This window comes from Streptomyces sp. NPDC055025, assembly GCF_053608565.1.
Genome location: NZ_JBSGVS010000057.1, coordinates 24790 through 38887, shown reverse-complemented (window position 1 = coordinate 38887; position 14098 = coordinate 24790). Strand labels below are relative to the sequence as shown.

16 protein-coding genes are annotated in these 14098 nt (G+C 72.2%); all 16 read left to right on the top strand.

All coding sequences use genetic code 11. The features are described from left to right. The first annotated feature begins 433 nt into the window (after positions 1 to 433). The 16 genes from ACWGDX_RS29630 (at position 434) to ACWGDX_RS29555 (ending at position 14096) form a co-directional block, all read left to right on the top strand. Positions 434 to 2656 carry a hypothetical protein gene (locus ACWGDX_RS29630; RefSeq protein WP_453630463.1) on the top strand — a complete coding sequence of 741 codons (2223 nt, stop codon included), beginning with the start codon at positions 434 to 436 and terminating at the stop codon, positions 2654 to 2656. Positions 2657 to 2778: 122 nt separating this feature from the next. Next, a complete protein-coding gene (locus tag ACWGDX_RS29625) occupies positions 2779 to 3276 on the top strand; it encodes a hypothetical protein (protein WP_453630461.1) in 498 nt (165 codons plus the stop codon). Continuing rightward, entirely contained in the window at positions 3273 to 3509 is a 237-nt protein-coding gene (locus tag ACWGDX_RS29620) for a hypothetical protein (RefSeq protein ID WP_453630459.1), read from the top strand. Before ACWGDX_RS29625 ends, ACWGDX_RS29620 begins: the two co-directional genes overlap by 4 nt. 374 nt (positions 3510 to 3883) lie before the next feature. Next, the gene (locus tag ACWGDX_RS29615) at positions 3884 to 5731 is read left to right on the top strand and encodes an ATP/GTP-binding protein (RefSeq protein ID WP_453630457.1); all 1848 of its coding nucleotides are present in this window, start codon (positions 3884 to 3886) and stop codon (positions 5729 to 5731) included. A 15-nt stretch (positions 5732 to 5746) separates the two neighbouring features. Next, positions 5747 to 6160 carry a conjugal transfer protein TraB gene (locus ACWGDX_RS29610; RefSeq protein WP_453630455.1) on the top strand — a complete coding sequence of 138 codons (414 nt, stop codon included), beginning with the start codon at positions 5747 to 5749 and terminating at the stop codon, positions 6158 to 6160. 81 nt (positions 6161 to 6241) lie between these two features. After that, positions 6242 to 8350 carry a chromosome segregation protein ParM gene (locus ACWGDX_RS29605; protein WP_453630453.1) on the top strand — a complete coding sequence of 703 codons (2109 nt, stop codon included), beginning with the start codon at positions 6242 to 6244 and terminating at the stop codon, positions 8348 to 8350. 77 nt (positions 8351 to 8427) lie between these two features. Continuing rightward, complete coding sequence (locus tag ACWGDX_RS29600; protein WP_453630451.1) at positions 8428 to 8943, top strand: DUF6197 family protein; 516 nt, start codon at positions 8428 to 8430, stop codon at positions 8941 to 8943. Positions 8944 to 9065: 122 nt separating this feature from the next. Then, the gene (locus ACWGDX_RS29595; protein ID WP_453630449.1) at positions 9066 to 9872 is read left to right on the top strand and encodes a hypothetical protein; all 807 of its coding nucleotides are present in this window, start codon (positions 9066 to 9068) and stop codon (positions 9870 to 9872) included. A gap of 181 nt (positions 9873 to 10053) precedes the next feature. After that, positions 10054 to 10554, top strand: coding sequence for a hypothetical protein (locus ACWGDX_RS29590; protein WP_453630447.1), 501 nt, complete (start codon positions 10054 to 10056; stop codon positions 10552 to 10554). Between the two features lie 74 nt (positions 10555 to 10628). Next, a complete protein-coding gene (locus ACWGDX_RS29585) occupies positions 10629 to 11213 on the top strand; it encodes a hypothetical protein (protein ID WP_453630446.1) in 585 nt (194 codons plus the stop codon). Further along, positions 11210 to 11404, top strand: a complete 195-nt coding sequence (locus ACWGDX_RS29580; protein ID WP_453630444.1) for a hypothetical protein — start codon at positions 11210 to 11212, stop codon at positions 11402 to 11404. The genes ACWGDX_RS29585 and ACWGDX_RS29580 overlap by 4 nt, the downstream gene beginning before the upstream one ends. A gap of 249 nt (positions 11405 to 11653) precedes the next feature. Further along, on the top strand, positions 11654 to 12340 hold the full coding sequence (locus ACWGDX_RS29575; RefSeq protein ID WP_453630442.1) for a GGDEF domain-containing protein: 687 nt from the start codon (positions 11654 to 11656) through the stop codon (positions 12338 to 12340). Beyond that, positions 12337 to 12780: a hypothetical protein gene (locus ACWGDX_RS29570; RefSeq protein ID WP_453630440.1), complete on the top strand. Its 444-nt coding sequence runs from the start codon at positions 12337 to 12339 to the stop codon at positions 12778 to 12780. Before ACWGDX_RS29575 ends, ACWGDX_RS29570 begins: the two co-directional genes overlap by 4 nt. Beyond that, positions 12777 to 13055: a hypothetical protein gene (locus ACWGDX_RS29565; protein ID WP_453630438.1), complete on the top strand. Its 279-nt coding sequence runs from the start codon at positions 12777 to 12779 to the stop codon at positions 13053 to 13055. The genes ACWGDX_RS29570 and ACWGDX_RS29565 overlap by 4 nt, the downstream gene beginning before the upstream one ends. Before the next feature lie 22 nt (positions 13056 to 13077). Further along, complete coding sequence (locus ACWGDX_RS29560; protein ID WP_453630436.1) at positions 13078 to 13281, top strand: hypothetical protein; 204 nt, start codon at positions 13078 to 13080, stop codon at positions 13279 to 13281. After that, the gene (locus ACWGDX_RS29555; RefSeq protein ID WP_453630434.1) at positions 13266 to 14096 is read left to right on the top strand and encodes an Lsr2 family DNA-binding protein; all 831 of its coding nucleotides are present in this window, start codon (positions 13266 to 13268) and stop codon (positions 14094 to 14096) included. Before ACWGDX_RS29560 ends, ACWGDX_RS29555 begins: the two co-directional genes overlap by 16 nt. Positions 14097 to 14098 lie beyond the last annotated feature (2 nt).

Here is a 14098-nt window from a genome sequence, read left to right as displayed (position 1 = left end):
TTTGTTGAAGGGGTCACGCCTGTGCGCTACGTACTGTTCGCCGTTTTGCTGCTGGTGCCGCCGCTGCTGGCCGCTGTCGCACTCCGGGTGTTCTTCGGCCCGGTTTCGCGCTGGCCGGACCACGGCTGAGCGTCCGCGCCCAGACGGCGCGTTGGGTTTCGCTCCCGCCTGACGGGAGCCCCCGGCGGTTTCGTTCCCGCCGCGCAGCACGCTCCCGAGTCGGCCGCCCGCACCCCGGGCGGCCGATCTTTCGGCACGGCCTCGCCAGGAAGACGATCACCTCGCGGGGCCGTTTCGGTTCCACCGGCCGCCGTTTCGGGAGCAGCCGCCCGCGTTTCGGGAGCGCCCCCCACTGCTTCGCCCACCCCCACTGCTCTTCAGCTCTTCAGCGCCGCCCCGCCCCGGGGCGGCACCCGACCTGGAAGGAGGCGGCGTGGCCGCCGCACGAACCGCCCGCAAGAGGAGCCCTGCCCGCAAGCAGCCGGCGGCCCGTCCGGCCCCGCAGCCCGCCGCCTCCCCCACTCCCGACGCCTCCCCGGCCCCGGCCGCGACGACGGACACGGAGGTCACGGAGGTCACGGAGGTCGTTGACCTCGAGGCGCTGGCCCGCGTCGCGGACGCCCGGGACCGGGCCGCCGACATCATCGACACCGCACGCGAGCAGGCCGCCGCCCTCCAGGCGGAAGCCGAGACCGCCGCCGCGCGCACCGTCGCGGACACGCACGAGCAGGTCACCGTGCTGATGTCCGAGGCGCGGGCTCGCGCCGCTGGCATCACCGCCGACGCCGACCAGGAGGCTACTGCCCGGCGTGAGACCGTCACGGCCGGCCTGGAGACGGCGCGCGGCGAGGCCGACCAGCTCCTGGCCCAGGCCCGGGAACGTGCCGAGACCCTGGTGCGGGAGGCCCGCGCGCAGGTCACCGACCTCACCGAGCTGGCCGCCACCGACCGCGCGGCCACCGCCACGGCCGTTGCCGAGCTGCGCCGCCTGGCGGAGGCCGACCTCACCGAGATCAGCACGCTGGTCGGCCAGCGCCGCACCGAGGCCGGCCAGATCCTCGCCCGCGCCCAGGAGCAGGCCGACGACCTGGTGGCCGCGGCGCAGCGGGAGGTGGACCAGGCCCGCGAGCGGTTCGCGCAGCTGGCGGCGACGGCGGCTGAGCAGTACGACGGCCGCCGGGCGGAGGCGGAGGCGCTGTACGCGGACGCGGTCAGGGCCGCCGACGACCGGCGCCGTGAGGCCGACGACCGGGTCGCTGCCGCGCACACGGAGGCGGAGGCGGCCCGCACCGAGCTGCGGACGAAGCTCCGCGAGCTCACCGGCAAGTTCGACGCGGAGGCCGCCACCAAGCGCAAGGCCCTCGCCGACGAACTCGCCGGGCTCACGGCGGCGTGCGACAAGCAGCGCGAGCGCCTGCGGGACGAGGCCAAGACCGTCGCGGTGCAGCTGCGCGAGGCCGCCCAGAAGGAAGCGAGCCGCATCACCACCGAGGCGGAGCGCAAGGCGAAGGCCGTCACCGACCGCGCCTCGGCCGATGAGTCCCGTGCCCGCCGGCTGCTGGAGGAGGCCCGGGAGGCGAAGAAGTCCGCCTCCCGCCGGCGCGGCTGGCAGCAGAACCTCAGCCGCAAGGCGTGGAAGACCGCGCCGTGGATCGCGCTCGCCGCCGGCGTCGGGCTCGCCGCCTCCGGCGAGTACGAACTGGCCCGCATGGTCGGCATCAACCAGTACGTCGCCCCGCTGCTCCCGGTCAGCATCGACGTCTACTGCGTCACCGCGTTCCGGGCCAAGAAGGACATCCCCTACGCGCTGCTGCTGATGGCGTCGGCGAACGTGACCTACCACCTGTCCGAGCAGGCCGAGATCGTCAAGCCCGGTCACTCCGCCCCGTGGCAGCTGACCACGTTCGTCGTGCTGATCTTCGTGGCGGTCATCTGGCGCGTCCACACCCTCATGCACGACGACGGTACGGACGGCCACGACGGTACGGCCGCTGCGGACGGCCGTACCGGTACGGAGGGCGGAAACGGAATGCCCGCCCGTACAGGTACGCACCGGCGTACAGACGGTACGGACACCGCGTCGTCCAGCCGTACAGAGGGCGCGAGCCACGACCTGTACGCCGCTCACGGACCGGTACGGCCCGACGAGACGCGCACCGGACGGGACGGTACAGACTCTGTACGCCCCGCCTCCCACCCGCCGCACGATGCCGGAGCGGAAGCGGCGCTGACCAGGCCGTACAGCGACCGTACAGGCGGCGTACACACCACCCCCGGCGGGGCGGCGCGTACAGGTACAGCGACTGCGGGACGTACCGGTTCGACCAACGCGGCCGTACAGGGACGCACCGGCGCCATCAGCGTCCGTACACAACCCGGCAACGAGGGTGTTCCGGGAGCCCGTACAGGTACGGCCGCCGCGTCTTCTCCCGCAACCGGAACGGGCAGCACGGGGGGCGAGGATCGTCCCGGTACGCCTGTACGGACGGACGAAGAGCTCCTGCCGCTCGTACAGCAGCTCCCCCGCGGCAAGGACGGGTTCGTGACGCTCTACCAGGTCCGCAACCAGCTCTCCGTCAACAACACCCGCGCGGTGCGCCTGCTCTCCAAGGCCGGCCTGCTGCGCCCCGAGGACGCGGACAAGCACCTGACGTGATCCGAGTCCGGCACACACCAGTGAGGGCCAGCCCGAAGGAAGCGGGCTGGCCCTCACTGCGACTGCCGGAAGCAGTCCACAGCCCCCCGAGTACAGCAGATCCGACCCCCGCGGAGGACCCCGTGAGCACCGAAAACAACGGTCAGCCCTTCTTCGACGACCCGAACGCGGCGCTGCGCGAGATCGCGCAGAACCCCGCCGCCTACGCGCACTACCTCGCGGACTTCAACCGGGTCGTGCTGGACATGCAGGCCAAGCTGGAGATCCTCCAGCGTGAGGCCCGCGTGTACTGCCGCGGGACCCGCGTGGAGGGCGACAAGTGGGGCCAGGTTTTCCTGCGCTCGTTCCCGGTGGAAAAGTCCCTGAACGACGTTCTCAAGAATCTCAAGAGCGTCGCTTCGGGACTGGAAAAGAGCGCCCATAAGCGCCACGCCCACGACGAAAAGGTGAAGGAGGCCAAGAAAAACCGAAAGGAAAAGGCGCAGCTCAAGACGCGTAAGGACAACCCGACGCTCCAGGCTGCTCCGGAAAACGCGGGTCAGCGGGGTGCGCCGAGCGCGAATCCGGGCTATGGTGGTCCCACGTCGATTTACAACCTGGACCGCCGGGAGTCGGCGTGAGTGCAGGTCGCCCGCTCACGAAAGCAGAGCGGAAGCAGATGAACCGTGCGGAACACGAGCACCAAATCAAACAGGATTTGATTGCGCAGCACGGCAAAGACCTCGGCACCTTCTACGCCTGGCTCCGGATTGTGAATATCCGAGGCACCCAGGCATACCGCGACGGGAACACGGAGTTCATCCGTGAGGCCGCGCTCGCTCTGCACAACGTCTACAGCCGCCACGTCGGCTAGCTTCCCGTGCCCCGTACGAAGGGCCGCTCCCGATCCCTGGGGGCGGCCCTTCGGCGATCCCAACGCGTGCCGCGCGTGTCGCGTGCCGCGCGTGGCGTGCGCGCGTGTACGCGAGGCCGGAGCTGACTGTCAAGTCCAGGAGGAGGGGTCGCGTGTCCGGCGACACCGACAGCAACGTCATCAGCCTCCCCACCCGGGGCGGCGATTCCGGCGGAATGCCGGATGCCCCCGATGGTGGGGATCTCTTTTATTCCGAACCGTCCGGCAGCAGTGCGGACGGCGGTGCTCCTCCGGAATTCCCGGAGGGGGTGACCAGGGAAGTCCCGGCCATTCACGGCCCTATTTCCCCGGAAGTTGCATTGCGGGAAACGGGAATGCCGGACGCCCCGGATTCCGAGGATGAAGAATACGAGGAAGGCGAATACGAGCAGCCTCGTTCTCTCGCGGACCGCCTCGGTGACTGGCTGGAGCTCCGTCTGGAAATGGCGCGGGACCGGCATGCCGGTGAAGCGCCGTTCCGTGAGGCGGAGATAGCGCGTAAGGCCGCGCTTTTGGAGGCCCGGACCGCGCAGGAAACCGCGATGATGGAGCAGAACGCGAAGTTCCACGCCGCGCAGATGAAAGCGAAGTCCGACAGGGCGGCGGCGCGCGGCAAGGCCGACGCGGGGCGGTCTTCCGGCTCCGGCCTGGGCACCGACAAGGGCGGCCGCTCGAAGGCCGGCGGCGGGGGCGGCTCCGGCCGCGGCGCGGGCTCGGGTTCGGGAACGAACGGGTCCGGCGGCTCCGGTCGCGGTTCCGGGGGCGGCAATCCCCCCAAGGGCGCCGGGAAGGGCTCTGACCGCTCCGCTGGCGGCGGCAAGGGCACCTCGAAGGGCAATGAGTCGTCCGGCGGACCGAAAGGCCGTCAGAACGGCTCTGGAGGCTCCGGGTCCGGCAAGGCCGGTACAGGCAAGGGCAGTTCGGGCGGCTCGGGCGGCCAGAACGGCTCGGGCAGTACCGGGACCGGCAAGGGCGGCTCGAAGGGCGACGGCGGCAGGTCGAAGGACTCGCCGGCCGCCGGTCCCGGGGCGGAGCGGGCCCGCGGCCGCCAGGAGCGCGCCGCCGCCCGCCAGGCGGCACGCCAGCAGCGGCGCAGCGCCAACCAGGCCGCCAACCTCGCCGACCGCAGCAAGGACCGCGACCAGGACCGCGCCGCCGTCCAGGCGGCGCGCGAGGAACGCCGCAGGGTGAAAGCCGGGCGGAAGGCCGCGGCACGGGCGAAGCGGGAGGCGGCCGGGACCGCCGGCGACCGCACCACCCTGGGCGCGGCCCTCGGGGAGGAGGCGCAACGCCGCTGGGACAAGCGCCGCGCGGCGGAGAAGGACAAGGCCGCGAAGGACGGCAAGGACTCCGAGGCCACGACCAAGAACTCTGAGGAGCCCTCAGACGGTCCGGAGGACGACTCCGCGGCCAGGGAGCCGGACGTCGACAAGAAGAGCGGGGAGAAGCCGTCTGACGCCTCCGAGGACACGGACGCGAAGGACGGCACCGGGACGGACCCCGAGCCCGAGCCGGAGGAGCCCTCGAGGCTTCGGCCTGAGGACCTGGGCGACGTCACGGTGGACCGCCCCGGCGGCCCGACCCGCACCCCGCAGCCCGAACCGGCTGAGGACGACATCCCGGACGCGGTAATCGTCGACGACCCGTCCGACCCCTTCGGGGCGTACGTCAGCAGCCCGGCGAGCCTCCCCCGCGCGCCCGAGCCGCACACCCAGCGTCCCGGTACCAGCCGACCCACCGCACAGGAGGATTCCGTGGCCTCGGAGGTCAACACGCCCGCGCCGGGCCAGACCGGCATGGCGGCCAAGCACCGCACCGACATCACCTTCGGCGAGTACCTGATGGAGATCGTGAACATCGCGATCGCCGCCGCGCTCGACAAGGACCGCGCCCAGGACCTGGCTGCCGCGCTCGGCAAGGTCGCCGACGCGCTGCGGGACATGGCGGCCGACCTGGTCGTCGACCACAACATCGCCACCGCGGTCGTCGACCGGATCACCGATCTGGCCGACGCCGCGGACCGCATGAAGCGGCTGGCCGGACGGTGCGCCACCGAATGCGAGATCGCCTCGGAGGCCGCCCGGATCGCCGCCATGTCGGTCGGCCGTGTCTACGGCCAGGACATCCAGGCCATGGACGACGCGGGCCTGGCCACCGCCTCCTCCGCCGCCCACCACGACTAGAAGGGAGGTCCGCCGATGAGCGACCCCGCGCCCACCACCGGCGGTGCCGCCGCAAAGACGGACGGCGACAACCGCTACAAGGCCGTCCAGCAGAAGCTCAAGACGCTGGCCACGGCCATGGACCTGGCCAGCAACGAGCTCGAAGCGCTGCTGCGCAGCATGAGGACGAACGCCCGGCGCTCCGAGGGCCTGGCCGTCGACATCGCCAACGCGGAGCTGGACCGCAAGTTCATCGCGATGACCAACCAGGTGTCCGTCGCCCTGGGCGGCGCCGCCGTCGAAGTGACGAAGCTCCACGAGACGGCCCAGGAGGTCTCCGGCCTCGCCCAGGACACGCGGCGCACCCATGCCCGGCTGTACGAGGGCCTGGACGACATCCGCTCCAGCCGCCCGGAGCGCACCCCCAAACCGGGCTTCTTCGCCCGCTGACCCGATTCCCCCGAAATCCCTGATGGGCGGCCCGCCATGTAACGGCGGGCCGCCCATCGCCGTACCCCGAAGGAGAACCCCGTGTCCGTGCCGCGCAGCGTCGCCCTGGAGCGCACCTTCTACACCCTGACCGCCCCGGTCCTCGCCGCGGCCCCGAACCTCTTCGCCGACAGCCCCGTCAACACGGTCGTGCAGCTGGCGGGCGCGGCCGGTGTCGGCGGGTGGGTCCTGGCCGCCAAGAGCGACGACCCCGGTGCGGGGCGCAAGATCCTGCGCTGGTCGCCGCTCGTGGCCGCCGCCGCGATCGACATCGCCGCCCGGAACACGATCGGCTGGGGCCCCTACTGCCTGGACGGCATCCTCGCCGCCGGCTGGGCGACGGCCGGCCTCCTGGTGATGCCCTTCTCCCGGCACACCCGCCGCCGTCACCGTCCCGCGCTCGCCGCCCCGGCCCCCGCGCCGCAGCTGCAGCCCGCCCCCGGACCGTCCCTCGCACAGCCGGACGACGGCGCCGACGCCTTCACCCGCCAGGTCCGCTGGCTGTGGGAGGCCCGCGGCCTGCCCGGCCGCACCATCGTCGTCACCGCCACCCCGCACCCCGGCATGCCCAACGACTTGTCCCTGCTGCTGCGCGCCTCCGAGGCCGGACGGCCGATCTCCAGCCTCACCCAGGAAGCGGTCGCCGCCGCGTTCGGTGTCGAGACCGCCGACGTACGGATCGAGGACGTGGTCCGGCAGTACGGCCGCGAGGGCGGACCCGGCTGGAAGGAAGTCCACGTCACCCCCGACCTGAACGAGCGCCGCCGCAAGGCCCCCACCACCCACGAGTGGTGGGCCGACCGGATCGCCGGCGGGCCCGTGCCCGGCTCGGAGTTCATCAAGAAGATCCGCGACCACGAGCGGAAGGTCACCCACTACATCGCCCGGGTCCCCGACGAGATGGGCGAGCCGCGCGTCAACCAGCACTCGCTGGCCGCCGCGCTGAAGACCAGGTACGACGAAGGCCGGCTGTTCGTCACCGTCGACGGCAGCCAGGTCCTGGTCAGCCTGTGGGACTCCAGCCCGCTCGCGCAGATCTTCCCCGCGACGAAGGAGCTGCTGACCCCGGACATGGACGGCCGGTGGGTGACCGGCTACCTCGGCAACGGCCAGCCCGCCCGCAACCGCGTCTACACCGACCGGGGCGCGGCCCACGGCCTGTTCGTCGCCCCGTCCGGCGGCGGCAAGACCCAGCTGATGGGCCTGCACGTCGCCGCAGACGCCCTGTTCGGCGCGGTGGTGTGGCTGGCGGCCGAAGCCCCGGACGAGAAGGCCGCCAAGCTCGGTGAGTACACCGACCGCTACGGCGTCGGCGCGCTCTACATGATCCGGCTCCTGCGCACCCTGGACGCGCTGATGGAGATCCGCGGCGAGATGCCGTGGGACGACGGACGGGTCTACGACTGGGACCCCAAGCTGCCGGGCTGCCCCTACCGGATGCTGTCCGCCTACCTCGATGAGTTCCTCTCCGCCGCCCGCAACGGCGACTACGGCGCGGAGATCATGGACCTCGCCGAGAAGGTGTCGGTCAAGGGCCGCAAGTACGGCATCGGGCTGAAGGTGGCCGGCCAGTCCATCTACGTACAGGACGGGTTCACACAGCTGCTGTGCGAGAACCTGCGCGAGAACTGCATCCCGGTCGTCCTGAAGGTCGCGCCGAAGAAGGTCACCGAGATGTTCAAGACCCTCGGCATCTCCTCCGAGAACACCCCCGAGCCGCTCCCCCGCTCCTTCTCCCCTGCCGAGGAGGGCCGGATCGAGCGGGTGATGGCCGGAGAACCCGAGCCGCCCGCCAACTCCAACACCGGCGGCGCCGGGTGGATCGTCGAAGCCAAGCAGCCCGAAGTCCTGCGCACCCTGTTCATGGACTTCAAGGCCGGCCTGGACGACTGCTTCCCCGACATCGTCGCCACCCTGACCGACCACGAGATCCGCGAGCTCGAAGCGCGGGACCTGTGGTTCGACTGGACCGAGCCGCCCCGGCCCGGCGAGTTCGGCGACGAGCCGGACAGCGACGACGACGGGGACGACGAGCCCAAGAAGGGCGGCGGCAAGCGCCGCGGCGGCGGCGGGAAGTCCGCCGCACGCCGTGACGCGGTCACCTCACCCCGCCAGGCGCTGGAGGCCATCAAGAACCTCTCCGGCGTCTGACCCCACCCCGCACACCCCCGCAGGGCCCGGCCGCACCCCGGCCGGGCCCTGCTCACACCTGGAAGGACACACCGCTCGTGGCCGTCCCGACCACCGCGCCGCCCGTGCCGCCAGCGGCACTGTCCCTCGAGGAACGCATCGTGTTCGTCACCGCGGCGATGACGGTCCGGCTGGAGGAAGCGGCCGTCGCCTACGAGGTCAACACCGCGCACATCCCCATCGACCCGGTCGACCCGGGCGACATCCTCACCATCCCGCCCACCCCGACCCTCCAGCCCCCGCCCACCCCCTACCCGACCCCGGTGGCGGCGCTCCTCCAGCGCGCCCACCACCGGCTGCTCACCGGCGGCTGGTGCGCCGGCGCCCTGGCCGACGAGAACGGCGCCCGCTGCCTGTACGGCGCGATCCACATCGAAGCCGGCGGCGACCAGAGCCTGGAATCGCGCGGCCTTCAGGTCCTGATGGACGCGATCCGCCGCAACGTCGGCGAGACCGACTCCGTGCCGTCCTTCAACGACAACTTCGCCAGCGGCCGCATCCCGATGCGGATGCTCGACCAGGCCGCCGGCCTCGCCGAGGCCCGCGGCCTCTGACCCCCGGCTCCGGACCACCTGCCTCGCACCCGACCCCCCCCGGCGGTCGGGTGCGGGCCAGGCCCTCCGGCCTGCACACCACCACCCGTCACACGACCCCGATCAAGGGAGCACCCCTCGCCATGCAGCCCGACGACAAGCCCATCAACGGCCGGCACAACCCGAGCTTCCTCGACCTGCTCAACCAGGCACCCCCGCCGCCGGACACCGACCTGAACAAGGGCCCCCGCACCGTGCGCTTCGCCCAGCTGCGCGCCGGGTGGAACGCCTCCTGGGAGCAGGGCGGCTTCCTGCACGGGCGATGGGAGGAACTGCGCCGGGCCCCGCAGGCCGGATGGCACTTCATGGCCAACTGGATCAAGGCCCTGTTGATCCTCACCGGCGTGTGCGCGGTCATCATCCTGCTCGACACCGCGGGCGACATCGTCGACGCCGCCCTGAGCCGCATGGCCGACGCGGTCCCCGCCACCCGGGCCGGCACCAGCGCCTCCAGCGAACTCTGGGGCGCAGTCGAGACCCCGGTCCGCTCCTACATCGCCCAGCACACCGCCGGCCTCGCCGTCAGCAGCTCCGCCGTCTACACCTTCTGGCAGCTCGTGGGCTGGTTCGGCCTGATCGGCGGGTTCATCGGCAGCACCGGCGCCCGCATCACCTGGACCTGCTGGGGCGCGGGAAGCGTCCTGGCCGTGTGGTCCGCGGCCCCGGCCGACGGGCGCACCGTCGCCACCGGGATCGCAGTCCTCGCCTGGACCATCGGCTCCACCCTCGCCCTGCGCGGCCTGAGCCTGCGCCCGGTGGTCAGCAACTTCCTCCCGCCCGCCCCGGCCTTCCAGCCCCAGATCGAGATCCGGCCCGAGATCCACATCCCCGCCCCGGCCCCCGCGCCCGACGACGACACCCCCGACAACACCCGCCAGCTCCGGCGCTGACCCCGGGCAGCCGCTCGGCCCGCAACACCCCTTGAGACCCGACGCCCTGCCTGGTCCTCGCCCACACCCGGGCGAGGACCGTACAGGCCGCCCGGCCGCATCGCGCCGCGTCCCGCCGACACCAGCACGACGCCGGCGGGGCGCGGCGCTCGCTGTCCACCCACAACTGGAGGAACCGCTCGTGCTCGAGCCCCTCACCCCCGCTGTACAGCCGTACGAGGCCGACTCCCCGCTGGCCATCCTGTTCGGCATCGTCGACACCACCACTCGCGTCTCCCGGGACGAGGAGTGCGACGGCGCCGAGACCGCGGCCGCCGACCACATCTACACCGCCTACACCGCCACCCTCGCCCAGGCGGTGGAGGACGACGGATGGACCGGCCACCCCGCCCTCCCGGACAACGGCATCGAGCCGGGCGCGGTGGCCTGCCTGGGCGGCGGCATCTGGCTGCACCACACCCTCACCAGCGACCCCGACCGCGACGACCGCGGCGTCCTCACATTGCTCGCGCCCTGCACCTGCGAACACGGCTACGTCGGCTACGAGCTGGCCGACGAGAACGACCTGCTGGAGATCCTCGCCGACCTGCGCCGTACCGACGGCCGCTCCACGCACGACGGCGACTCCGGCGGCCCGTACTGCGACAGCGTCCGCCCGTCGTCGTGGGCGGCCAGGACCTGACCTCCGGCCGCTCCGCCTGGTCCTCGCCCACCCTCGAACCCCTTTCCTCTCTGCGAGATCAGGAGACCTCCAACATGTCCCGACGATCCATCCACGTGGAGCGCCTGGCCCTGTTCGGCACCTTGCTGGCGACCTTCGGCGAGCTTCACCCGGCCTGTGACCACTGGGTCCAGGGCTCGAAAACCGCGTCGCGTAAGCGCCTGTACGGCCGGGACCGGGTCCACGCCGACGGCACCCCCGCCGCCCCGGACTCCACCCGCCCGACCATGACCACCAGCACCCTTGGCAGGCGCGCGGTCGCCTGCCATGTCGCGTCGTACACCGCCGTACAGCTCGGGGCGACCATCGCGATCACCCGTGCCTTCGGCTACCGCGTCACGCCGACCGCGCTGCTCGCCGGCGCGGCCATCAACGCCTCCACGCACGCCGCGATCGACCGCGGGGCTTTACTGCTGTGGCTGGCGAAGAAGACCAAGAAGACCGGCTACATCGAGCACTGCCAGGCGGTTCGCCTCGACGACGAAGGCGCGGTCACCAAGGAGCTCACCGGGCCGGGCAGTTCGTGGATGGAGCTGGACGCGGCACTCCACCGGGCCATCGGCATCAGCGCCGCCGCCGTCACCACCTGGCTCACCACCCGCCCCGACGGCCGCCGGTGAGCCGCGCAGCCGGCGGCCCGCACCCGCACCCGCTCACCCCGGCCGAACTCCCGGCCGGCGACCACTGGTTCCACGGCTGTCCGGACTGCCACCTCCCCATCCAGGGCGGGGCCGCCGGTCTCGATGCGCACCGCAGCACCGTCCACACCAGCGCGGGCGACCCGCGCACCCAGATCACCATCCGGCTATGAGCAGACAAGGCGGCTGACCTCCAGCCCTGACCACCCCGCGAACGCGGCGTTCCTCCGTACCGCCCCGGTCCCGCACGTTCGCGGGGCCGGGACGGTCGCGGTGTTCCGCCACGCCCAGCAGTGAACGGACAGCCCCGGGGCGCCAGTACACGGCCCCGCACACAGAAGTGCCCGACACCGCCTTCGCTTACCGGGCTTGCGGCGGTGCCGGGCCTTCCCATCCCGCAAGAACAAGAAGGGACACCCAGTATGACCTTCCCCGCGCGCTTACACGCCCGTCCCGGGCAACGTGCCCTCTTTCTCACCACCGCGGCGCTGCCGCTGGCCGGCTGGACCGTCCACGCCCTGACGCTCCACCGACGCCTGGCCGACGCCCGCAAGGACCTGCTCACCGGGCTGGCGCTGCGACCGGAGTTCACCGCGTACAGCGAGCGGCTCCTGCGCACCCGCCACCGGAACGACCTGCACGTCCTGATGCTGGACGGGGTCGACTTCAAGGGCATCAACGACACCTACGGACACGCCGCGGGCGACACCGTCATCCAGACCATGGGCCGACGCCTCGCCCGCTGGAGCGCGAACCGTCAGGCGTTCGCGGCCCGGCTAGGCGGCGACGAATTCGCCGTCTGCGCCGTGCTCCCGCCGGCCGCCGCCCTGGCGGAGATCACCGAACTGCGCGAGCAGCTGCAACAGCCCCTCCAGTACGAGGGGCAGACGCTGCGCCTGGACGTCTCGATCGGCATCGCCCGCGCAGCCGACCTGTCCGGCGAGACCATGAGCCGGATCCTGCGCGGCGCGGACAAAGCGATGTACAAGGTCAAGAAGGGCAAGGCGACCTTCCCGTACTTCGCGACGCGAGCCGACGCCTACGCGAAGACCGTCAACGGCCGCCGCGCCGGCCGCCGTGGCACGCACCTCCCGGCGGATGTCGCGTGAGCGCCGCCGAACTCGAGGGCGGCGACTGGATCCGCGGCATCACCATCCGCCAGCCCTGGGCGACCTGCATCCTCGCGGGCAAGAGCACTGAGAACAGGCCCAAGCCGTGGAGCTGGCGCGGCTGGGTCCTTCTCCACGCCGGGAAGACACGGCCGGCGCCCGCCGTGCTGCGCGACCCGATGGTCGCCACCGCGATCCGCGGCCGCGAACTCCCCCTCGGTGCGGTGATCGGGATCGCCCGGCTCACCGACTGCCATCTGGATCAGGGGCCTGCCCGCTGCTCCAGCCCGTGGGCGGAGCGCGACGTGCACCACCTGGTCCTGACTGATGTCCACGAGCTGCCACTGCCCGTGCTCGCTACCGGCGCACTCCCGGCCTGGAAGCCGACGCAGGACCTCGTGGACCAGGTCCTCCAGCAGCTGCCCGATCTACGGCTGTGACCCGCAAGCGAGACAAGAAGCCGCCGTTCGAGCCGGGATGCGTCCCGGCTCCCGGCGGCCTTCTCGACTGGCGCGACAGCCAGCACTACGACCACTGGCAGATGCGCCCCTGCGTGCTGTGCGAGCAGCCCACACCGATGCGCTCCCACCACGGCGAGCCCGTCCACAAGGCATGCGCCGAGTCCTGGATCACCGCGAATCCGACCGAGGCACGCCTCGGCCGGTTCGCCTCCGACGTCCGGCCAAAGGGCCGACGCGATGACGACCACGCCTGAACCCCTCCACCCGGAGGCACCCATGAGCAGCACCTCATCGCACGACACCTACACCGACCACGCCCTGGCCTATCCCGAGCCACCCGCGTCCCCGCTCTGGCACCGGAAGCCCCAGCCGCTCACCGACGCCCAGAAGAAGCGCAACCGCGAGCTCCTGGTGCTCGCCCAGCGCAAGCCCCGCACCACCACCAGACACAAGGGGGGCCCGTCGTGTTCACCGAGTTGAGAGAGACCCTCCTCGACCTCAGCCCGCTCGATGGCGACCAGAGCGGCGCCGCGTCCCTGGTGACCGCCCGCCACGCCCGCGACAAGTACGACCTCGGGCTGCTCCTGGACGCTCTCGGGCTGCCCACCGACACCGACACCCTCACCGCCCTGCTCCCCCTCCTCCCGGAAACCGGAGACACCTCCACCATGGCGACGACTCCCGCCACCCCGGCTGTGTCCGCGCACGAGGCCATGGCGGTCTCGATGCACAACAACGGCGACAGCGAACAGGCCATCCTCACGGCCACCGGCCTGAGCGCGACCGAGCTCAGCGACCTCATCGCCGAGCAGGTCCTCGGACTGCCCCGCGCGGCCGCCGGCGCCCCGGCCATCGACATCCCGGTCATCCCGCTCACCGTCTCCACCGAGGTCCAGGAGCTGCTCGAGTGGGCGGCCGCGCACCCGGCCGCCGGAGTCCGCAGCCGCGCCGCCCGCATCCGGGGCGACCTCTCCGAGCTGTCCGAGCGCTGCGAGGCGGAGGCCGCGCAGCGCGAGGCCGAAGAGAAGGTCGCCCAGGCCAGGGCCGACCTGGAACGGGCGCAGGAGGAGCTGCGCACCGTGAAAGCCGGCACCCGTACCACCACGGCGGCCTCCTCGGCCGCCCCGAACCGCACGGGCGGCAGGGGACGCACCCGGGAAGAGCTCGCCGCCATCAGGACATGGGCGCGTAAGAACGGCCACCAGGTCTCCGACCGGGGCACGCCGGCCAGGGACGTCCTGGACGCGTACGCCGCCGCGCACCCGGCGCCGGGCATCCTCGCTTCCGCGGGCTGACC